The organism is Paenibacillus hodogayensis (assembly GCF_039536325.1).
In the GTDB taxonomy this organism is placed as follows: Bacteria; Bacillota; Bacilli; order Paenibacillales; family NBRC-103111; genus Paenibacillus_AB; species Paenibacillus_AB hodogayensis.
Genome location: NZ_BAAAYO010000001.1, coordinates 1332953 through 1356319, shown reverse-complemented (window position 1 = coordinate 1356319; position 23367 = coordinate 1332953). Strand labels below are relative to the sequence as shown.

General features: G+C 52.3%; 14 protein-coding genes and 1 CRISPR repeat array. Of the genes, 12 read left to right on the top strand and 2 right to left on the bottom strand.

From position 1 onward, the window contains the following. Positions 1-5 precede the first annotated feature (5 nt). The 12 genes from ABD796_RS05465 (at position 6) to cas7c (ending at position 19711) form a co-directional block, all read left to right on the top strand. Entirely contained in the window at positions 6-1097 is a 1092-nt protein-coding gene (locus ABD796_RS05465) for a sensor histidine kinase (RefSeq protein ID WP_379117731.1), read from the top strand. A gap of 412 nt (positions 1098-1509) precedes the next feature. Then, positions 1510-2742 carry a peptidase T gene (pepT, locus tag ABD796_RS05460; RefSeq protein ID WP_344903993.1) on the top strand — a complete coding sequence of 411 codons (1233 nt, stop codon included), beginning with the start codon at positions 1510-1512 and terminating at the stop codon, positions 2740-2742. A 202-nt stretch (positions 2743-2944) separates the two neighbouring features. Beyond that, positions 2945-3699: direct repeats of the CRISPR family, unit length 32 nt; unit sequence GTCGCTCTCCGTAGGGGAGCGTGGATTGAAAC. A gap of 462 nt (positions 3700-4161) precedes the next feature. Beyond that, positions 4162-5292 (top strand): hypothetical protein, encoded by a 1131-nt coding sequence (locus ABD796_RS05455; RefSeq protein ID WP_344903990.1) that lies wholly within the window; start codon positions 4162-4164, stop codon positions 5290-5292. Positions 5293-5312: 20 nt separating this feature from the next. After that, positions 5313-6839 (top strand): glycan biosynthesis hexose transferase WsfD, encoded by a 1527-nt coding sequence (gene wsfD / locus ABD796_RS05450; RefSeq protein ID WP_344903987.1) that lies wholly within the window; start codon positions 5313-5315, stop codon positions 6837-6839. Positions 6840-6880: 41 nt separating this feature from the next. Next, complete coding sequence (locus tag ABD796_RS05445) at positions 6881-8452, top strand: DUF2334 domain-containing protein (RefSeq protein ID WP_344903984.1); 1572 nt, start codon at positions 6881-6883, stop codon at positions 8450-8452. Further along, on the top strand, positions 8449-9699 hold the full coding sequence (locus ABD796_RS05440; protein WP_344903981.1) for a glycosyltransferase family 2 protein: 1251 nt from the start codon (positions 8449-8451) through the stop codon (positions 9697-9699). The genes ABD796_RS05445 and ABD796_RS05440 overlap by 4 nt, the downstream gene beginning before the upstream one ends. Positions 9700-9716: 17 nt before the next feature. After that, complete coding sequence (locus tag ABD796_RS05435) at positions 9717-11813, top strand: cellulose biosynthesis cyclic di-GMP-binding regulatory protein BcsB (protein ID WP_344903978.1); 2097 nt, start codon at positions 9717-9719, stop codon at positions 11811-11813. Beyond that, positions 11810-12664: a GGDEF domain-containing protein gene (locus ABD796_RS05430; protein WP_344903975.1), complete on the top strand. Its 855-nt coding sequence runs from the start codon at positions 11810-11812 to the stop codon at positions 12662-12664. Before ABD796_RS05435 ends, ABD796_RS05430 begins: the two co-directional genes overlap by 4 nt. Positions 12665-13372: 708 nt before the next feature. Further along, positions 13373-15634, top strand: a complete 2262-nt coding sequence (gene cas3 / locus ABD796_RS05425; protein WP_344903972.1) for a CRISPR-associated helicase Cas3' — start codon at positions 13373-13375, stop codon at positions 15632-15634. 568 nt (positions 15635-16202) lie between these two features. After that, positions 16203-16874 (top strand): type I-C CRISPR-associated protein Cas5c, encoded by a 672-nt coding sequence (cas5c, locus tag ABD796_RS05420; protein ID WP_344903970.1) that lies wholly within the window; start codon positions 16203-16205, stop codon positions 16872-16874. After that, positions 16871-18739 (top strand): type I-C CRISPR-associated protein Cas8c/Csd1, encoded by a 1869-nt coding sequence (cas8c, locus tag ABD796_RS05415; RefSeq protein ID WP_344903967.1) that lies wholly within the window; start codon positions 16871-16873, stop codon positions 18737-18739. Before cas5c ends, cas8c begins: the two co-directional genes overlap by 4 nt. A 72-nt stretch (positions 18740-18811) precedes the next feature. Further along, complete coding sequence (cas7c, locus tag ABD796_RS05410) at positions 18812-19711, top strand: type I-C CRISPR-associated protein Cas7/Csd2 (RefSeq protein ID WP_344903965.1); 900 nt, start codon at positions 18812-18814, stop codon at positions 19709-19711. A gap of 515 nt (positions 19712-20226) precedes the next feature. Here the strand turns inward: cas7c and ABD796_RS05405 are convergent. Together ABD796_RS05405 and ABD796_RS05400 are read right to left on the bottom strand one after the other, a co-directional pair. Beyond that, a complete protein-coding gene (locus ABD796_RS05405; protein ID WP_344903962.1) occupies positions 20227-21507 on the bottom strand; it encodes an ABC transporter substrate-binding protein in 1281 nt (426 codons plus the stop codon). Between the two features lie 234 nt (positions 21508-21741). Further along, complete coding sequence (locus ABD796_RS05400; RefSeq protein ID WP_344903959.1) at positions 21742-22560, bottom strand: helix-turn-helix domain-containing protein; 819 nt, start codon at positions 22558-22560, stop codon at positions 21742-21744. Between the last annotated feature and the right edge of the window lie 807 nt (positions 22561-23367).

Below are 23367 nucleotides of genomic sequence, written 5' to 3'. Positions count from 1 at the left end.
TGCATTTGATCGGTAAGTTGTTCTACAGTCTCCGCTGGAAACTGCTGGCTTTGTTTATTCTGAGCTTGGCCTTGGCCGGCCTAAGTTTGCTCGGCTTGTTTTTCCTGATGTATGCCACCCGGGAGTTGAATCCGCTGGGCTTGTACGTGTTGGCCAGACGAATGATCAACATGTTCGGCTTGTCGACGGTCCTCATCGTAGCCGGCATTTTTCTATTCGTTATTTATATATTCGTACTGAGCCATAGGCGGATCGTGTATCTGGTCCGCATTACGAAGGCGGTGCAGCGTATAGCCAACGGCCATTTCGACGAGCGCATTCCGGTGCGTTACAACGATGAGATGGGCGAGCTTGCCGCCAATCTGAACAAAATGTCCGAGCAGTTGAAAACGTCCATCGAAGACGAACGCCGGGCGGAGCGAACGAAAAGCGAGCTGATCACGAATGTGTCCCACGATCTGCGTACGCCGCTAACGTCCATAACCGGTTATCTCGGGCTGATCGAGCAGGATCGCTACCGCGACGAGGTGGAGCTGCGGCAGTATGTCCACGTCGCTTACGAGAAATCGAAGCGGCTGCACGCGCTGATCGACGACCTGTTCGAATATACCCGGCTGAGCGGAAGCGGCCTGACTTTGCGCAAATCATCCCTCGACCTGGTCGAATTGCTCGGTCAACTTACCGCGCAGTTTCAATACGAAATGCGCCAGGCCGGCATGGAAATTCGACTGTCCTTTCCTCCGCATAAAGTGATGCTTCAGGCGGACGGGGACAAGTTGGCCCGCGTGCTGGACAACCTGCTGGGCAATGCGGTCAATTATGGCAAGGACGGCGTCTATATCGACGTCAACGTCAAGCTGACGGACGACGGGGCGGTCGTGGAGATTATCAATTACGGAAGCCCCATTCCGCCACAGGATTTGCCGCATATTTTCGACCGTTTTTACCGCGTGGAAAAATCGCGCTCCGAAAGCACCGGTGGCTCCGGTCTGGGCTTGGCGATCGCCAAGCAAATCATCGAGCTGCACGGAGGGGCGATCCGCGCCGAAAGCGACCGCAGCCGCACGGTGTTCGAAATCCGGCTTCCGCTCTCTTGAGGGGAGTCGGTTGAAGCAGGAGGGGGCGAGGGAGCTCGTAATGTCCAAAAGAGCATTATGAGGGCCGAAATGCAGCGAATTCACGAGAATAATGCTCCTTTTGACACTAATATGAGAGAAATTTCTCAGAATTCGCTTATTTCGCGGGATTTCGGCCATTCTAGTGCTCAAAAGAACGCTATTACTCCAAACAGATGATGATTTTGCACAAATAAGGTTCTTTTTGGCATTAGCTATTAGAGGTGACCAGTTCATGGGTAGCGTCATGAAGTTTGAGTAAGTAAGGTATCTCATCGTTATGCGCGTACAGATATCGTGAAGCTGGTTCATGTGCTTAGGAATGCGCTTAACACCACCGTTTTCAATACGCTGCACCTTGCAGTAAAAAATGATCGTAAAAGGAGCTGACGACGTGAAGGACGAGATCATAGCCAGATTCACCGAATACGTGCAAGTGGACACTCAATCGGACGACGGCAGCTCGACGTGCCCGTCCACGCCGGGGCAATTAACGCTCGCCCGGATGCTGGTCGAGGAGCTGCAGCGGATCGGAATGCAGGAAGTGACGATAGACGGGAACGGCTACGTCATGGCGACCTTGCCGGCGAATACGGACAAGCCTGTGCCAACGATCGGCTTTCTGGCCCATATCGATACGGCGACCGATTTTACGGGGGCGGGCGTCAAGCCGCAAATCGTCGAGCGGTACGACGGGGGCGATATCGTGCTGAACGAGGCTTTGGGGATTGTACTATCTCCGCGCGATTTTCCCGAATTGGCCGGTTATGCGGGTCATACGCTGATCACTACGGACGGGACGACATTGCTCGGTGCCGACGACAAGGCGGGAATGGCCGAAATCATGACCGCAATGGCCTATTTGATCCGCCATCCGGAGATCCGGCATGGAAAAATCCGCGTAGCGTTTACGCCTGATGAAGAGATCGGGCGGGGACCGCATCGCTTCGACGTGGCGGCTTTCGGAGCCCAGTATGCGTATACGATGGATGGCGGCCCGCTCGGCGAGCTCCAGTACGAAAGCTTCAACGCGGCAGCGGCGAGGATTACATGCAAAGGCAAAATCGTCCATCCGGGCACGGCCAAAGGCAAAATGGTCAACTCCGCCAAAATCGCCATGGAGCTGAACAGCCGACTCCCCGCCGATGAAGCGCCTGAACGGACGGAAGGCTATGAGGGATTTTTTCATCTCATCTCCATTCAAGGCAATGTCGAGGAAACGAAGCTGCATTACTTGATTCGGGATTTTGACCGCGAGCGTTTCGAGGGAAGAAAGGCCGACTTGGAGACAGCCGTGAAGGAGCTCCGGGCGATTTACGGAGAAGAGCGCATCCAGTTGGAGATCAAGGACCAGTATTACAACATGCGCGAAAAAATCGAACCGGTTATGGAAATCGTCGACATCGCCCGCGAAGCAATGGAAAAGCTGGGTATTGCTCCGGTCATTCAGCCGATTCGCGGCGGGACGGACGGCTCCCAGCTCTCGTATATGGGGCTGCCGACGCCCAACTTGTTTACGGGCGGGGAGAACTACCATGGCCGGTACGAGTATGTTTCGGTAGACAACATGATCCAAGCGACGAAGGTGATCCTGGAAATCGTCCAGCTTTACGAGCGCCGGGCCTAGACCGGGTTCCAGTCCAAAGCCAAGTCTTGTACTAGGTGCGAACCCCAAGCTCACATGAAAATCCCGTGACATTCGCACCTGTTGTCCCGCAAGGGATTTCGGCGTTTGATGGACGTTAGAGCCCGCTCGAAAGGGTCTGAAAAAGCAGATTCGCACTGAAGCGCTTGCGAGCCCTTGTCAGACAAGGCCTCTCAGGCGCGCTGTCGCTCTCCGTAGGGGAGCGTGGATTGAAACCCATAGCGCGGCGTACTGTTGATTGAAGGACGCGTCGCTCTCCGTAGGGGAGCGTGGATTGAAACGAACCCGTTGGATGTTTATGCGGATTATGCCGTGTCGCTCTCCGTAGGGGAGCGTGGATTGAAACGAATACATCTCCATGTTCCTCGCCGTGTTTATCGTCGCTCTCCGTAGGGGAGCGTGGATTGAAACGCTTACGACGAGTACAAAGTCGAACTCTGGCGCCGGTCGCTCTCCGTAGGGGAGCGTGGATTGAAACTGCGGGGAGTGCATTTTCACGCGGACGGCGAATCGGTCGCTCTCCGTAGGGGAGCGTGGATTGAAACTCCTCGATCGCGGCCTTAATCGTACGTTCCTGATTGTCGCTCTCCGTAGGGGAGCGTGGATTGAAACTGGCGGGGAAATCGTTGAGCAAGAGGTTTTCATCGTCGCTCTCCGTAGGGGAGCGTGGATTGAAACACTTTTTGGCGGCTCCGATTACCGGTATTTCAGGTCGCTCTCCGTAGGGGAGCGTGGATTGAAACGTTTTGAATGGATTCGCGGGCCGATTGTTGATAGTCGCTCTCCGTAGGGGAGCGTGGATTGAAACCTTTCGCTGCGGACGCGGGCACCGGTTTTGTCGGTCGCTCTCCGTAGGGGAGCGTGGATTGAAACCCAGCTTTTTGCCCGCCCCTCTTTACCGGCCAAAGTCGCTCTCCGTAGGGGAGCGTGGATTGAAACAAGAATTTGATCGTAAGGCTTGCCTAACAACAGACGCCACCGTAAACAGCAGGGCTTGGCATATCATGGGGCAGGGGACGAAACGAAAAGCAGAACTAGACGGTAGGCTTTCCGCTAAAACGTCCCCAGCCCCCTCCCAAGTCCTCCACACCGCTTTTTCTCCATAAAATAGTGAAATGAAACCCCCTTATCCATATCCAAAATGATCCCGCAAACCTTCGCGGATTAGCCCTTCACTATTTGGAGAGGGCTGCCGATATAAGGATTAATTCCACCTAAAGTTTACCAGTCGAATGTTTGGGAAGTGCCGAACGTCCTATATTTACAATTATTTAAAAAATAGTAAAATATACAATTCGTCATGAAATAGAGAAGTGCTATATAATAATAGAGTTGAAGCAATTGACAGAAATGGGCTCATGGAAAGATCGACGAGAATAGGCATTAGGGAGCGCGTTGTTTATGAGAAAGCTTGCTGTTCTCGGCATTAGCGGGATGGTACTCCTCGTTGCGCTGGCGGCTTGCAAGCCTGTCCACAAGCCCGAAACGATCGGAACGGACATCTCCCTGTTGCCCCAGAAAACATATGGGAACGAGACCTCGATGAGAACGAGCCGCGACCTGTTGGCTGCTTTTATTCAAACCCGCCTGACGGGTCCGAACGGCGTCTATACGAACCTGAAGGAGAGCGGCCAATCCGCCGAGGCGGCTACCGGACACGAGGTGCTTAGCGAGTCGTCCGGTCTTCTGATGCGCTATTATGCTCTAACCGGGCAGCGTCGGAAGTTTGACGAGGAGTGGGCGAGAACGAAGCGGATTTTCGACCTTCCGTCCGGGTTCAGCTACAGGTACAGCCCCCTGCACGATAAAAAGTACCCCGTCAATGCCGCGGTCGACGATCTGCGCATCATTCGCAGTCTTTACGAAGCGGGACAAACGTTCCGCGATCAAGCCTATACGGACGAGGCGAACGCTTACGGGCTGCGGTTTTACGAGCACAATGCAAAGGACGGATTTTTGTACGATTTTTACGATATTCGCTATTATCTAACGAATGATTTTGTCACTTTATGTTATATTGATGTAAAAACATTGAATCTCCTGCCTATTGCCGACAAGGACAAAACTGCTTTTATCGGCAACATGTTGGGTATAAGTAAGAGAGGGTACATCTCCGACGATTTTCCGTTCTACGAAACCCGGTACGTGTACAAGAAAGCCGCCTACAGCTCGGAAACGATCCAGACGGTCGAGTCGCTGCTGACGATCCTGAAGCTTGCGGAAGTCCGGCAGCATCAGCCTTCCAGCATCCGTTACGTGAAAGAACAGGTGAAGGCCGGCACCTTGTACGGCCAGTATACGAGGGACGGGAAGCCGGCCACCGATATTCGGTCGACGGCGATTTACGCCATAACGGCGATGATCGGGGCGGAGCTCGGCGATTCCTCTTTATATGAAGATAGCATTCGGAGAATGAGAGAGTTTCAAGTATCGGACAGCGCCAGCCCGTTGTACGGAGGGTTCGGCGATACGGGCTCCGGCCAAGCGTATTCGTTCGATAATCTGATGGCTTTGCTGGCGTACGCATACTAACGGGAAAGAAGGCTTGCAGCATGTCAGCGGGTAACGTTCTGCGTCTGATCGTCCGGCGAGTGTCGCCAGCAGCGGCGGCTGCAGCCGGCGTGTTCCTGATCACGGTTTTCGCTTTATTCGTGCCGCCTTTTATCGGGATGGCGGATAATGGCGACTTCTTCCGGATTTTGTACGGAAACGGATTGTACTTCAATGCGCCCGATTACGACAGCCAATACTTTGGCTATTTTGTAAAAACCTTCGGCGTTCTGCAATATTACAACGAGAACGGCGATGCATTATTTTCGTCGCAGACGCTGTTCATCCGTATGGCGATGCTGCTGAACGGTTTATTCCACAGCTCGGCGGTATTCGATATCCGCTTTCAGACGGCTATCTTCACCGTCTTGTACACGATAGCGGTTTTCCTGCTGGTCGAGGCCGTCACTTGGAGGCTTTCGCGAAAGATCGGATATGTCATTGCCGCGCTGGCCTTGTTTATGTTTGCGGATACCGGCTATACCGCCTATTTCAGCTCGTTCTACAGCGAAAGCGTCGTGATGATTACGGCCATGCTCGTCATCGCCTCCGGGCTGCTGCTTTACCGGAACCGGTACAACGATTATGTCATGCTGGCGGTGTTCGCCGTCAGCGCCTTGATTTTGACGACCAGCAAGCAGCAGAACGCTCCCGTGGGCCTTATTATCGGCTTCGCGGGCGCCATCCTGATCTGGCTGCGGCCGGGCAGGACGTACAGGACGATAGCAGCGGGGATCATGGTCGGTTTGTTCGCAGCAGGGATCGGCACGTATACGCTCATTCCGAAGGAATTCGTCAATATCAATCAATACCATGCGATGACGCGCGGCGTGCTCATGGACTCCACCGACCCGGAGGCAACGCTCAAGACGTTCGGCATCGATAAGCAATATGCGGTTCTCAATCGCAGCAACCATTATTTGGCTTATACGACGGTGGACGTTAATTCCGAAGTTCTGGAGAAGGAGTTTTACAGCAAGTACGGTTTTGTCTCCATTTTGACTTATTATATGGGGCATCTCGACCAGGCGGGCAAAATGCTCAATTTGGCCGCCCGCAGCGGTTTCACGATCCGTCCGCCGGCGATGGGGAACTACGAGCTGTCGGTCGGGAAGCCCTTTGGCACGCAGACCTCGTTTTTCTCCGGCTACAGCGTGCTGAAGGATGCGCTCGCCCCGAAAACGTTCGGCTTCATTATCATATGGACGCTGCTCGTGGTGGGGATGTACATGCCTTCGTTCGTCGAGGCCGCCCGTTCGGGCCATGTCAGGCATATGGTGCGAACGCCGCTGATGACGATGATGATTTTAGTCGGGCTATCGGGGATACTCGTCTCGATTATCGGGGCGGGCGACGCGGACTTGTCCAAGCACGAATTTTTGTTCACGGCAAGCTTCGATCTCGTCACCTTCCTGACGCTGGCCGATTTGCTCGGACGCAGGATGTTCCGCAATCCCGAGCCGGATCCGGAACCGGAGGCAGGTCCCCGTCCGGTATTGGAGCAGAAAGGCGCAGTCGCTCTGTCCTAAAGTCGGGTTCGGCGGATCTTCTACACGATGGGAGGAAGGCGATGTTCCGGAAGAAGGTTTTACCGATATTGCTATTGCCGCTATGTATCCTTCTTGCGTTTCCTTGCCTCTTCGCCCAGGCCGCCGGCTCCGGCGGCGATGATCGGCCCGTACAGACGCTGCTCATGTACGACAGCTTGTCTCACGGCACCCGTAAGGAGGGGAATGTTGAGGCGCTCCAGCGTCTGCTGGCTTCGTTCGATGTCCAGGTGACGTTGAAATCGTTCGACAAGTACGAACCGGATACGTTAAAAAACTATGACGACGTAATCGTCATCCGCAATGCGCCGGACTTGACCGGCCCGCCCGCGGCCTACTTGACCGATCTGCAGCAGTACCGGGGCCGCTATCTGCATATCGGGGCCCAATTGCCGGAACAGGCGGCGCAAGCCTTGAAGCTGCGGGAAGAGCCGGGCGGGCAAGCGATTGTCCGACTGAAGATCGGGCCGTTCACCGGGCCGTCCATTCGAGCCGAGCTGTTCTCTTCTATCGTCGGATACGAGGGCAAGGCTTACGGCAGCTGGAGCTCCAGCAACCGGCCGGAAACGTCTCCGTACGGGGTCGTCCAGGGCCGTTACGGGTATGTGCCGTTTATGGAAAAAGGCGATTTAAGCGAAATTGCGGTATCTTATCTTCTGCGGGATTGGCTCGGAGCCAGCGGGGAGAGCCGGTATTACGCCGTTTTCAAAGAAATTTATCCTTTCTCCGATCTGGATATGCTGAGGCGTATGGCGGACCGGCTGTACGAGTCGGGCATTCCGTTCATGGCAAGCGTCCGGCCCGTGCTCGACAATTTCGATTACCCTGCGGTGCAGCGCTATCTGGAGACGCTGAAATATGTGCAGTCGCGCAATGGTACGATTGTGGTGCATGCGCCGTTCGTCGCCTCGACGATCAGTCAAGATTATACGACTCTGAAGAAACAGATGTCGGCCTTCGTGAACGCGCTGGCGGAGTACGGCATTGCGCCGCTCGCCGTCGGGGCGGAGATGTATTGGACGTACGACGAGCATTACGCGTCACAAGGCATGGATCTCTTCGATTCCGTCGTCATGTTTGCGAATGAACGGATCGTATACCGGACGCCGACGGATCGTTCCAAAACGTTCGCTTCCCTGCTATATTCCCTGGAAGCCGGGAAGCTCCAAGCCTATGGAGAGGCGGCAAGAAATACGGAGCCTCTGCCCATGGACGCCGCGCTGGTGTTCGATTTTCCACGCGACGAGAAGCAGTTCCGGGACACGCTGGCGATGCTTCAGAACGATTGGAGAACGTTCGCGGATTACAAAAATTCGGATCATTCCGTACGGACGGATCGTCATGAGATCGAGTCCGCGCACGGGCTTCTCCAGATTGACGGCAAAACGCTCCTGCTGAACAAGGTTTACGAGGACGTGGATTCCGCGCATACGTACATCCAGGAAGGGCCCAGAAGCCTGGATGCCCTGTTCACGGTACAAAACCGAGTGTTTATTATCCTGATTTTATCGACGCTCATTATTTTCAGCGGTTTCCTGTTGATCGGGTACCGGCTGTACAAACGCAAATATATTCATCCGGGGAGAAAACAATGACCCTTGCAGACGTATTGATGCTGATTTCGGTAATATGCATATGGTCGCTTTTGCTGGTGAACGTCGTGCTGATCGTGGCCGGTTACCTGTACTACATGAAGCTGGAGAACGAGCCTGACCCGGAGCTCTCGGGAGAAGTGCCGTTCGTCACCATCATGGTGCCGGCTCATAATGAAGGCAAGGTCATTACCCAGACGGTGGAAGCGCTGCTGGCGCTACACTATCCTCGCGACCGTTACGAGATTATCGTCATCAATGACAATTCCTCCGACAACAGCAGCGAGCTGCTGGGCAAGCTTCAAGTGAAGCACGCCGGACGCAACCTGACGATTCTGAACACCGACAGCGTCACGGGGGGCAAGGGCAAATCCAATGCGCTCAACCTCGGCTTCGCCTTGAGCAAAGGCGAGCTGATCGCGATCTACGATGCGGACAACACCCCCGAGCGGAAAGCTTTGCATTATTTGGTGTCGGAGATTACAAACGATCCTTCGCTGGGCGCGGTCATCGGCAAGTTCCGCACGCGCAACCGCGACGCGAATCTGCTGACGCGTTTTATCAATATCGAGACGCTGTCCTTTCAATGGATGGCGCAGGCGGGGCGGTGGAGGCTGTTCAAGCTGTGCACCATTCCCGGCACCAACTTCATCATGAGACGGGAAATCGTCGAGCGGATCGGCGGCTGGGACGTGAAGGCGATCGCCGAGGATACGGAAATCAGCTTTCGTATCTACATGATGGGCTATAAGATCAAGTTTCAGCCCAAAGCCGTTACCTGGGAGCAGGAGCCGCAGACGGTCAAAGTATGGTTCAAGCAGCGAACGCGCTGGGCGAAGGGCAATGTGTACGTCATTGTCAAAAACTTGCCGCTGCTGTTCGATCCGAAAGCCAGAATTATCCGCTTTGATATATTGTACCTGCTGTCGATCTATTTTTTGCTGGTGACTTCGCTGGTCATGTCCGATCTGCTGCTCGTCATGAACGCGCTCGGGTACGTCCGAACGACGATCGCCAGCTTCAGCTCCTTCCTATGGCTGCTGGCGATTACGCTGTTCGTGGTCGGCACATTTATTACGCTCGTGACCGAGAAGGGCGAAATGCGGCTTTCGAACATATGGATCATCATGCTCATGTACGTCTCGTATTGCCAGATGTGGATGGTGGTCGCGGTTTATGGCATTTATACGTATTTGAAGGACTTGGTGTTTAAAAGAGAAGTAAAGTGGTACAAAACCGAACGCTTCTAGGGCAGGAGAGAAGATTTGTGAACAAACGATCGCTGGTAATAGCCATGATTTGCTCGTTGCTGCTGCTTCATCCGCTTGCGGCCCGCGCCGAAGGCACGGAGGGAGGGGCGACCGGTCCCAAAACGTACGGGACGTCGTTCCAGGGCACCTCCTTGTCCGGCTGGATGCCTTCCGTCGAGCAGTTTTTTCAGATCGAAAACTACTGGCAGGTGCAGACGGTCAGCCTTCTATTGGATTACAAAGCGTCCCCATTGACGCAAAGCGAGCGTTCCAGCGTAACGCTGCTTTTGAACGGCACGCCCTTCCATTCCTTCCGTCCGGCGGCGAGCGATGCTCAGAAGCAGCAGCTGGCGGTGGCGGTGCCCGCTTCCTTGCTCGTGAAAGGGGTCAATGCTTTAACGATACAAGGCCATGTGGAGACGGCAGAGCCGAACCCGCAGCTCGCCTGCCTGCCTGCGGATACGCGGGACAACTGGCTGCAGGTGTTCGACACGTCGCGTCTGTCGGTCCAGTACGCCAATGAGGAAATGAAGGACAGCATCCGCGACTTCAACCGGCATTTTATCGGCCTCGATACGGTGGAGGAGGGCGCCAATGCAGTGGCCGTCTCCGCCAAAGGCGATACGGCCGAGCTGGAAGCGGCGACGTATGCCCTGTCGGGCTTGGCCAAGGCGAATTCGTTGAAATCCCGCATCATTCCGCTCGTGGAGTACGGCCCGGACCAAGTGAAGGGCAAGCGGGCGGTCGTACTGGTCGCTCTCTACGACAACCTGCCTGCCGAGCTGCAAGCGTTGGTAGGTACGGCCGAGCTTCAGGACAAAGCGCTGCTCAAGCTGGTTCGTCCGGCCGGCCAGCCGACGTTGATCGTCACTTCCCGGGATGCCGGCCTGCTCGTGAAGGCCGGACGGTTGGCGGCGAATCAGGAGCTGCTCAATCAGCTCGAGGCGAACGTCAAGGTCGTCGATGCGTCGACGGAAGTCGAGACGCCGGCCGTCAATGTGAGCCGCAACTTGACGTTGACCGAGAGCGGGGACAAGTTGACCGGATCGATGCACCGCGAGAAATCGTATTTCATCGCGCTGCCGGGCAACCGTTCCTTGGCGGATGCGAGCAAGCTGAATTTGGATTTCCGCTACGCGCGCAATCTGGATATGGACCGTTCCATGATTACCGTGCTGATCAACAAGACGCCGATCGGCAGCAAGAAGCTGTCCGCCGAGCTGGCGGATGGCGATCATCTGGCGCTGCCGGTTCCGAAAAATCTCAATATTTCCGGCAACTTTACCATTACCGTGGCCTTCGATCTGGAACTGAAAAGCAACTCGGGTTGCATCGAAAACCAGGACCAGATGCCGTGGGCGTTTGTCGGCAAAGATTCGGTGCTGCAATTGAACACGAAGGACCGGGCCGATTTGCTTTTCAACAATTACCCGTATCCGTTCCTCCGCGACGGCAGCTACAATCAGGTGGGGGTCGTGCTCCCGAATAAGCGCGACGCCTATACGTATCAGACGATAACGAGCCTGTTCAATCTGCTCGGGCAATACGCCCAGACGAATACGGGCGAGGTTCGCTTCTACGAAGATCAGGTCGGAGCGGCCGAGCTGAAAGAACGGCAGGTCATTGCGTTCGGCAGCTACCGGGACAACAAGGTAATCCGCGACAACAACGACAGTCTTTATTTCCGCTACGATCCGAACGGGGAAGGATTTCTCTCCAATGAGAAAATGAGCATCGAGTCCGGCTACGGGAAGCGTATCGGTTCGCTGCAATTGATCGAATCACCTTACGGGAAAGGAAACGGGCTGTTGGCCGTTACGGGCGGGGCGCCGGAATATGCTTATCTGGCCTCCAAGCTGATCGCTATGGAAGGCACGCTGTGGAAGGTGTCCGGGGACGGCGTCGTGACCGATAAGGACGGCAAGGTTCAGGCGTACCGCTTCAAAAAGCTGGCCGAGCCCGAAGCCCCCTCCATCCTGAACGAGGTGCTGGCCCGCAAGGACGTAGTCCGCTTTACCGCGGCCGCCGCGCTGGTGCTCATCCTGGTGCTCGTTTCCCTGATTCTGATGATCCGCAAGCATAAGAAGACAACGAAGCGAGGGAGAGGACGATGAGGCGTTTCCAAAGCAGCACGGTATCGGACGGAGCGTTCTTGCTGCTGTTCATCGCTTGCTTCGTGAGCATCGTGTTTACGGCTGCCGATCCGAACCTGTATGTCCAGAATATCATCTTTCTGAATTTGGCTTTTCTGATCGCGGTCATCACCTATTTTACGAACGTGACGACCGGCTTGATCCTGAACATCCTGTTTGTTTTCGGCTACGGCACGTTCACCTTGTATCAGACCGTGGTGGCGGGCAGCCTCGTTGGGACCCAAAACTATTTTTGGCTGATCATGACCCCGGTATTTACGATAGCGACTTGGTTGTTCACGATGGCCAGCAAGCAGTTGCAGATCGAGAATGAAGATTTGAAAAAAATCAATTCGTCGCTGGCGACGATGGATGAGAGCACGAGCCTCAAAAACAGCTTATCCTTTCAAAGCGACGCGACCGTCTTCATGGCGTTGTCGGTGCGTTACAACATCCCGTTGACCCTGCTCGTGCTCAGCGTGAAGTATTGGGACGAGATCCGGCGCATGGTGAGCGAGGAGAAGCTGATGGAGGCCGTGCACGACTTGTCCCAGATCGGCCAGACCAGCATCCGCACGAACGATTCCTTGTATTTGCTCAACCGGGACAATCCGACATGGGGTATGCTGTTGTTCACCGACCGGGAGGGGGCCAACTTCGTTATCGATCGTCTCAAGAGCCGCGTCGACCTCTTGAACAGTACCGAATATGCGCAAAAATACAAAGTCGAGCTCGTGCTCAAAATCGGGGCCGTCGAGTACAACAAAGAGATTACGCCTACGCCGGTCGCCTTCATTGCGCAGGCTAAGAAGCAGTTGGAGTTTGATGTGTGAAAAGCTAGGGGAGCCTGCGGAGGGCTTCCTTTTTTTATATGGATGAATACAAGTTTGGTGGGAGGTAGCAGGGCATTTCTTCCACTGTATTTCGGGTCTATGGCCCGGCAAGCCTGGATGGAATGCCGTATTTTATGCTTGCCAGCAGAAATAAACTCGACTAGACTTATTCTTGGTGCGAATGTGAAGCTCCCATAAAAATCTCGGTTCCTTCGCACCTCAGAATTTGTCATGAATTGTCGATTTTGAGTGGGTTTAAAAAAGTCAAGTTTGGATATATGTTTATTTTCACTGGATTCTCTTGATTTTGCTATGACTCATGGGAATTAGGTATCGATGTCCCTTTTTTCGCTGTAGCACTCCGTAGGAGTGCGTGGATTGAAACACCTACTTCCATAGGAATGGAGGGTATTCGTCCAGTAGCACTCCGTATGGAGTGCGTGGATTGAAACCATGCTCGTCATAGTTCTGGCGAGAACGACGATACCTCGTAGCTGACGACCGTATCTCCCGCGTGCTTTCAAAACAGTCACAACAAACCGTCCGGGAAAATTTCTCTGACGGTTTGTTCATATGGAATTTTTGTTATTAATTAAAATTTGGAAAAGAAGGAATATAAAACATAAGGTAGAATTGAGATTAATAGAAAAGAACTGGTTTTAGGGATAATACGGGATATATTGGTTCTTTTGATCCAGAAAAGAGTTTATGAAGGGGTTGGCATTTATCCAGTATTTTGCCCACCGCACATCAGGAGCTGATAAAGATCTATGGCAGACCCTGACTGCTCATTTGCATGGGGTCGCGGACATAGCGGCTTCCTTCGCCTCCCAGTTTCACGCTGAGTCCTGGGGGAGGTTAGCTGGAATGCTGCATGATGCTGGGAAGTTTTCAGTTGCATTTCAGCGCAGGCTAAATGGTTCACCTTTTCTTGTCGATCATGCCACAGCCGGAGCGCAATATATCCAGGTGCTTTGGAAGGATGACCGAAATCGCTTTTACCTTTTCCTTGCCTATTGTATCGCCGGGCACCATACGGGACTGGCCGATTTCGGAAACGACGCTGGCGATGAGCGCTGCTTGGCAAGGAGGCTGCTTAAACCCATCGATCCTTTTCGGGAAGCGATGGAAGAGCATCTGCCCGGTATAACGGATAAGCCGCCGGCCTTTCCCCATCCCCCAGGCATGCATGCGGGTATGCAGTTTTCGATGTTTGTGCGCATGATTTTTTCTTGTCTCGTAGATGCCGATTCGCTTGACACGCAGCGTTATGCCGATCCTGCCAAAGCCCGGCTGCGTGCATATCAACCATCAGTGTCTGAATTGCTGCCGCGATACAAGCGGTACATGGAGACGAATTTTTCAAATCCACGTACTTGGATCGATAAAATCCGAGCCGAATTATTGGAGGAGTGCTTGCGACAAGCCGACGGTGAGCCAGGAATATACTCGCTCACCCTTCCTACTGGCAGCGGGAAGACATTGATTTCTCTGGGATTTGCTCTGTATCACGCATCTCGTCATCCCCGGCTTCGCCGTATCGTTTACGTGATTCCGTACACAAGTATCATTGAACAGACTGCCAAAAAATTCGGCGAGGTGCTCGGCACGGAACATGTGCTGGAGCATCATTCCAATGTTCAGCACGATTTGGACGAAGAAGCGGACGATACTTTGGAGGAACATCGGCGAATGAGGAGAAAGCTGGCCATGGCAGCGGAAAATTGGGATTTTCCTATCGTTGTCACGACCAATGTGCAGTTTTTTGAGTCGTTATTTTCGAATAAACGATCTCGTTGCCGTAAATTGCACAACCTGGCTAACAGCATTATTGTGCTGGATGAAGCCCAATTGATGAACGGAGAATTTTATAAACCGTGTCTACACGCATTGGAGGAGCTTTCCCGTCATTACGGAGCTACGGTCGTATTAAGTACGGCGACCCAGCCCGACATTCGGCCCTTGTTTACCAAGCCTGTCTCCGTTCGCGAAATGATTTCCGATTTGCCTCTCCGTTTCGAGCAGTTTCGGCGGGTGAGTCTGGAGTCGATGGGCCACACGGATTATGATCTGTTGACGGAACGGATTTCTCGTGACCGTCAGGCACTCTGTATCGTGAATACGCGAAAGGCGGCAAGAACACTCTATACAAAAATTCGTACCTCCATCAATACGGAGTCGGTCTTTCACTTAAGCGCTCGGATGTGCGCGCATCACCGAAAACGGAAGCTGGAGCAAATTTACGACCGGCTCGATCGCGGTCTCCCCTGTATTCTGGTCAGTACTCAATTGATTGAATGCGGCGTAGACATAGACTTTCCAGTCGTTTACCGAGAATTGGCTGGTCTGGATTCCATTGCTCAGGCAGTGGGACGGTGCAATCGTAATGGTACTAGTCCCAGAAGCACGGCTTATGTATTTGAGACGTCTGAGACATTGCGGACAGGATGGTTCGGTCTGACCGCGAATGCATCCGCCAAAACGTTGAAACTGTTTGCTCAGGACCCGTTAAGCTTAGAGGCCTTGCAGCATTATTTTAAGGAGCTGTATTTTTATCAGACGTTAGGAGAGAAAGGTGGAAGGTATGACAGGACAGACAAATATGGCATCTTGTCCATGCTTGACGAGCACGCCAGAAAGCTCTCTTTCCCTTTTGAAACGGTTTCTCGCGCCTTCAGACTGATCCAGACGGATGCCCAGCCGGTTATTGTAGGCTACGACGATGCGTCTCGTAAACAACTGGAGGCGCTGCCTAACGCTACAGAGTTTACGGATATTTTGCGCAAATTGCAGTCCTATGTAGTACAACTGTATCCTAACGAATTTGCGGCTTTCCTTAAAGCTGGGGAAATTGTAGAGGTTCGGGAGGGCGTATACCGTTTGTTGAATCCGGACCGTTGGTATGACGAGGACATAGGTATACGGCCATTTTCCGAGAAGTTTCATGCGGAGGAAGTTCACGATTCTTAACTTGATATTTGCAACTTTTTAAAACGCCCCATATAATTGGAGTTGAATTGACCTGTCCTACAAGGATAGCTTATCAAGTCGCTCCTATTGTAGGGGTGTGGATTGAAACATTGAGATGCGTTCTATGATTTTGAATATAACACTTGCCTTCAGGTAAGTGTTATGTTCATTTTCATTGAAATACTACCTAAATTTCATTGATATGTTTCTATATTTTAATATTAATATATTGAAAAATGGTTTAATACGGTGATATACTTATTTGGGTAAATATTGAAATTATCTAAGGAGGGATTGAATGTTGACTACGTATGGGTGTTTAGCCCTAATGCTAATGTTTGGAAATATGCTGGCAACTACTTTTGCTTCTCTTTCGATTAAACACAAATAGCCCTTATTTGTTTATGTAAGGGACTATCTGCTCTATGCTTATAAATGTAATTCCTCAACCAAGTATAATTAGTAGAGAAGTGGGGCAACACTTCTCTACTCCTCCTAGTTTGATACTTATTACACCATTTTAACTCATTTTAAATTAGTCGTACAAGGATGTGGAGGTGTTTTTCACTTGGGTTACGGAATCAAGCTCCATGTCTGGGGTGACTATGCCTGCTTTACTAGACCGGAAATGAAGGTGGAACGAGTCGGCTACGATGCGATGACTCCTTCCGCCGCGCGTGGTGTCTTGGAAGCCATTCACTGGAAACCGGCAATCCGCTGGGTGATCGACCGTATTCATGTGTTGAATGAAATACGCTTCGAAAGCGTTCGCCGCAACGAGATCGAGAATAAATTATCAACCTCGGCCATTAAAAGCGCTATAAGCGGGAAGACGGCTGTCCTGTATCAGAACGTAACGGAAGAGAGACAGCAAAGAGCCACGCTTATGTTGAAAAATCCGGATTATGTCATTGAGGCTCACTTCGAGATGACACAAGCGGTCGGAGAAGGAGATTCACCGGAGAAGCATTACAACATTTTTTTGCGCCGTGCCCGGCAGGGGCAATGTTTTCATCGCCCCTATCTTGGCTGCCGCGAGTTTGCCGCCCAGTTTGCTTTAGTGGAAACAGAGGCGTTGCTCCCGCGTTCCTTTTACGCAGATACAGGGGATCGTGACCTCGGTTGGATGCTGCATGACATCGATTTCCAACGAAATATGACTCCGCGTTTTTTTCGGGCTGCTTTGCGAAATGGAGTCATTGAAGTTCCTTCTTGGGAAGAAGGAGCTGAATTCGTATGATCCTACAGTCACTGTACCAACGTTATATGGATCTGGCGAAAGACCCGTCGTCGGGGGTTAGTCCGCTATACTTTAGTGCGGGGAAAGTTTCGTATTTACTGGAGATCGAGCCGGATGGGAGCCTGCTGCAAGTAACGGATATTCGTATGAAACAAGGAAAGAAAATGGTACCGCAATTGCTAGTTGTCCCAGAGCAGTCCAGCCGTTCCAGCGGAATAGCGCCCTATTTTCTGAGTGATAAAGCCGAATATTTGCTCGGGCATTATTCGGTAGTCCCGGACGAAAAGATTGCCGAGAAAAAAAAGACGGATGCTTTGCGTAAATTCGAAGCATCCCGTCAACTGGCGCGCGACGTATTGCAATACGCGAAGGAATCCGAGAAGAAGCTTGCGGTAGTTCGAGCCATGCTGGCTTTTTACGATCTATGGGATCCCGAACGGGTTCGGGAGCATCCGCAGCTTCAGCATATTATGAACGATTTGGACAAGGGCATCGATACGAATATGGCTTTTCGGCTTTGTACTCAGCATGCCCGCATAGATGAGGCGGATGCGGTGCGGACTGCTTGGATTGTTTCTCGCCAACAAGCCGATGCTGAATCCGACTACAATAGTCAATGCCTCTTGACGGGCGAGTCGAATGTGCCGATTGCCCGTACGCACGATAAGATCAAAGGCATTCGTAACGCCCAATCGGCCGGCGCGTCGTTGGTTTCTTTTAACTTTCATTCTGCGGAATCCTACGGTAAAGACAGTATGCAAAGTTATAACTCTCCGGTCGGCAGAACCGCCATGTTCGGGTATACGACGGCCCTGAATCATCTGCTCTCCTCCCCGCGCAATCGAATGTGGATTGGGGATATGACGGTCGTATTTTGGTCCGGACAAGCGACGGATGCAGAGCAAATAGAGGCATCCTTTGCAGCTTATTTCGATTCGCAGCCGGAGCCTGTGGAGGATACGCAACTGACGGAGCAGGTGCAAGACATATTGAAACGGGCCAGAAATGGAGCGCGTCTTGACTCGGATATGGTTCCGCAAGGAAACACGCCCTTTTTCATCATGGGATTATCTCCAAATAATGCGCGGGTCGCTGTCCGCTTTTTCTGGCAGGGAAACTTCGGGGAATTGGTTAGCAGGCTCGGTCGGCATGTTGCCGACTTGGCATTAGCGGGGTACGAAGAGCACCACTTGAAGACGCCAACGATCTACCGAATATTGGCTGAAACGATGCGTGTGGGCGGAGACGGGAGAAAGGTCGGAGAGGGACCGCCGTCTATTATTGGGGGAGAGCTGCTTCGGGCAGTTATTCAAGGCAAAGCTTATCCGCTATCCCTGTTTACAATGATCATCAATCGTATTCGTGCAGACGGTACCGTAAATCATCTGCGTGTTTCGATTGTGAAAGCTTACTTGAGCCGGTATAGCCGCATTTTCAGAAACGACCATTTAAAGGAGGAGCTGACTGTGGAGTTGAATTCGCAAGCTCAGGAGCCCGCTTATAGGCTAGGACGTCTGTTTGCCGTTTTAGAAAAAGCACAGCAGGAGGCGGCGAGCGGGAAATTAAACGCGACGATCAAGGACCGTTATTTTGGCGCCGCTTCCTCCAATCCGGGTGCCGTATTCCCTATTCTGCTAAAACTCTCTCAGCATCATATGAGCAAATCCCGGTATGGCGATTTCCGCGACCGTGAGGTGCAAGAGATTTTACAGGAAGTTCACAGCTTCCCCGCTCATTTGGATTTGCAGCGCCAAGGCGTGTTTGTACTGGGGTATTACCATCAGAAGCAGCATTTCGCATCGCAGATCAAGGCAGCAGCCGAGGCCAAACAGGAGGCTGCGGCAGCTGCTGAGGCGGCACAGTAAAGCTATCATGGGGCAGAAGAAACTTTTACATTAGATTTGAATCATATTTGAAATGGGAGAGGCGAGAAGATTATGGCGACGTTGGAGCAAGATTTGAGCAATAAGAGGGATACGGCCCTTACGAAACGACTGGAGTTCTCGTTGTTTTTTGAAGTTGTAAACGGTAATCCGAACGGAGACCCGGACGCTGGCAATATGCCTCGCATCGATCCGGAGACCGGACACGGTATCGTGACGGATGTATGCCTGAAGCGTAAAGTCAGAAATTATGTAGAGTTGACCCGATCCGGCGAGCCTGGGTGCCACATTTATGTGACGGAAGGAGGCGTTCTTAACGAACAGCACCGCAAAGCCTACAGGGCACTCAGACCGTCCGACGCAGACGCTAAGGACCTAAAGCCTAAAGACAGCGAGGAGGCAGCCCGCTTAACGGCTTGGATGTGCAACAACTTTTTCGACATTCGTACGTTCGGAGCGGTGATGACGACCAAGGTCAACACCGGACAAGTGCGGGGACCGGTACAATTCACATTTGCCCGCAGCTTGGATCCGATCTTTGCTCAAGAAGTGACGATTACTCGTCAAGCTGTAACACAAGAAGGGGCAGATAAAGACCGGGAAATGGGGCGTAAGCATGTTGTGCCGTATGCTTTATACCGAATGGACGGCTATATTTCGGCTTATTTGGCAGAGAAGACGGGGTTCACGGAGGAAGATTTGAATCTTCTGCTAGAAGCGCTGTCCAACCTGTTCGAACATGATCGTTCCGCTTCCCGTGGACAAATGACTGTGAGGAAGTTGATTGTATTCGAGCATTCAAGCAAACTCGGCAATGCCCCGGCGCATCAATTGTTGGATTTGATTCAAGCGGTTAAAGTCTCGGAGGGACCTGTTCGTTCCTTCAGCGATTATGCGTTTACGCTGGACCGTGACAGGCTCCCTGCAGGTGTGACGCTGATCGAACGGATATGAAACATGTATCCTCAAAAGTTATAGGAAATGGATTTAGAAATGCTTAGGCGTATAGGAATTCATCCGACTCATACATTGAAGCAAGCATCTGCCGCCGGTTTATACGTATGTTTATTTTCGATCAATTCTCTCACAAATCAATGGGATTGATGCGAATTTAGTATTAATTACGCAATTTTGCTGTCGCACTCCGTATGGAGTGAGTGGATTGAAACACAGATTAGGCGCTGACGGGCGTGTACTTACTGGGGGCGCACTCCGTATGGAGTGCGTGGATTGAAACGGCAGTATCAACACGCAGCTTGCGGAGAAAACGGGGTCGCACTCCGCATGGAGTACGTGAATTGAAACTGGCAGGAAAGCTTTGGGGGATGGGTTAGTAGGCTGTTGCACTCCATACGGAGTGTGTAGATTAAAATACGATAGAGGGCAGCCTGGCGAGCTGCCCTTTGTGCGGTTGGTGGGAGCATTGGAAACCGATCGGCGATAGGTGTGAGCCTATAAACCAACGACCGTTATTTGCCTCGCTGCTTGTCGATGTTCTGGTTCGCCAGCTCGTTTGCATCGCGCAGCGCCGTATTGACGTCTTTTTGGCCCGCCAATACTTCCGTAAGCGCTTTCCCAAGAGCGTCTTGGGCAATCGGGTCGTATTTCGAAACTTTATACAGCGGAGCCGATTTCAGCTTGAAGATCGCTTTCACGTTTTTGCCTTTGAGCGATTGCAGATTGGAGCCGAAGGAAGCTTGCAGATCGGGGTCCACGAGCGCGGATACGTAACCGTCCTTGACGATTTCGGACTGCACTTCCTTGGACAGCAAATAGGCGATAACCTGAAACGCTTCCTCCTTATGCTTGCTGAGCGCCGAAACGCTTAAATTGTGAGAATCGACCTGGTACGATCGGTCCGGCGCCTGCTTGTAGGTCGGCAGCGACACCATGTCCCAATTCATCGCCGTCCCTTTTTTGGACATCTCCTCGAAGTTGTTGATCACGTTCCAGAACGCCGACATCGCGACCGTGCCTTTGTAAAAATCTTGCATATTGGCGCCCTTTTTGTTGCCCGGGATCGTGTAAATGCGGTTCAGGTTGTTCATCATCGTCACGAAGCTTTCCGCCTGCAGGTTCGCTTTGCCCGATTCATTCACGAATGGCGCAGACAACTGAGACACGCCTTCGTAGGTGCCGCTGGCGTCCAGCCCCTTGAACTCCGTTCCGCCGTCGGTCCGGGTTACTTTGAGGGCGAGATCGGCTGCCTCTTCCCAGGTCATGCCGTCCTGCGGGTAGCCTACTCCGAATTTGTCGAATATATCTTTATTGTAGTACAGCACCCCGAAATTGCGGTAGAACGGGATGGCGTACAATTCCCCTTTGCCCCCCCACATGCGGATGGCATCCATGGCGATCGGGTCCAGCCGGCCCAAATCGAATTTATTTTTTTTCACGAGGTCGTTCATGTCGGATAGCATGTTCAAATCGAGCAGCTCGGCATACCAGGGGGTGCTTTGGTAAATCAAATCGGGAATCGTTCCGGCCGTAATAAGCTCCGCCGGCTGCTTACCAGGGCCCCGTACGATCGTTTGCAGGGTAATATGGGGAAATTTGCGTTTCACAGTATTCACGATATAATCCTGGATCGGAAAAGCCGACGGCATGTACAGCGTTAACGTTACGGGCGCGGAAACGTCTGCTTTGCTTTCTCTTCCGCCTTCCGCTTCTGGTCCGACTTGCCCGCCACATCCGGCCGCCAAGCCGGCGACTAAAACGGCGGCAATTACGGTTCGGCATCCTGCTTTCATTTGCATCCCCCTCATACGTAATTTCGTTACATCCCTACAGTACACCGCATTAGGGAGAGCAGTCTTTAGAGGATATGCATGAGTATAGGGAAGACGGGGTTCGGAACGAAACCTTTGGGAAACCCGGTGTGGGGGAGACGCTTTGCACAATATTGACTTTTCTATAAAGCCCGGCGTTTGCGCTGCTCGCAGATCGGCCGTTCAAGAGTTATGTTTCCGGCCCCCTTACTACGCCTACTTCCTTTGCGCTTGCCTCCACTGCAGCGGACTTACGCCGTATTTTTGTTTGAACAGCCTTGAGAAATAGTGAATGCTTCCGAAGCCGGTCGCCTCGGCGATTTGCTGAACCCCCATGTCGGTATTGGCCAAAAAGCTGATGGCGGCACCGAGTCGAAGCTTGTGCAAATATTGGATTGGCGTGATGCCCGCCGTCCATTTAAATGCCCGTACCAGGTAGGACGGATTCAAATGAACGATTTTAGCGAGCGTCTCCAGGTTAAAATCGTCGAAATAGTTGCTTTCCATATGCCGCATCAGCGAATGGATAAGCTCCCGCGTCGATCCGTCGCGAATGGCGGCGGGAACCGGCTTTTGGCCGAGGTAGGCCTGAATGAGCCGGATCGTCTTCTTGACGTCAAGCAGCATGATTTCCTCGCCGAACTCGGGCATACCCTTTTCGCTGTTATCTAGCGATTCCGTAAGCGAATCGAGCGTTTGCCGGAGAACTCTCAGTACGGACGAATCATTTAATTTGCCGGCTTGCAAGCGGTTCCAACAAATGGCCTGTTCCTCTGTTACAAACCAGTCCGGTTCGATTATATCCAGCTCGATAAACCAGAAGCTGAGCTTGTCGCTTTTGTAGACGAGCCGGTGCGGCGTATCCCGGTTTAGCAGAAACAAGCTTGAGGCGGGTGCCTCTAAGCAGCCTCCTCGCCATTCCAAGGCGGCATGACCTTCCCGGATGTACAGCAGTTCGTCGAAAGGATGGATACCTCCGCTCGATTCGCCAAATTCCGAGCTAACCTGGCAGCAGCGGTACGATCTTAGAAACATTACGTCGACCTCCTCCCATTTTCGAAGGTTGCATACGGCTTTATTCGGATTCTCCTTGGCGCTGCACACCGTCCGAGTTGCGGGCGATAGATTGGTTTTACTGTATGCCGAATGGAAACGTTTGTAAAGGGGCAATCCATGCGAGTATTGCCTGACATGCGCTTTCGGTATTAAACAAAGGAGAATAACCAAATCAAGCTGATCGTGCCGAAGAAGGAAGGGTAAATGATCGCTTTGTTTCACGGGATGGCTCACGCGAGGGTGTGGGGCGCTCACGGGATATGTCCTTAAGCGTAAGCGCTTCTGCTCGTGATAACGATTCAGGGGGAATTGGAGGAATATCGTCCTTTTCTGTCGAAGTTGTTGTACTATGCTTGTTTTAATTACGTACGATGTAAGTACCGTTACCGGCGAGGGGCGAAAACGTCTGGCCAAAGTGGCCTATGATATGGAAGGCTCGCTTATTTTAGGTGCGAATGTGAAGCTCCCATAAAAATCCCGGTTCCTTCGCACCTCGAAATTTGTCGAAATCAATCGAAAATGATTGATTTCAAAAAAAGTCAAGTTTGTACGTATGATTATTTTAGATCGATTCTTGCGTAAATCAAAGTGATTGATGCTAATTTAGTATTGATCACGCGATTTTTGCTGTCGCACTCCATATGGAGTGCGTGGATTGAAACACTTTACGGGCAGCTTGAGTTGCACTATATACAAGTCGCACTCCATATGGAGTGCGTGGATTGAAACGCTTAATCGGCGACTTTGTGTAGCGGATAGAGTAGTCGCACTCCATATGGAGTGCGT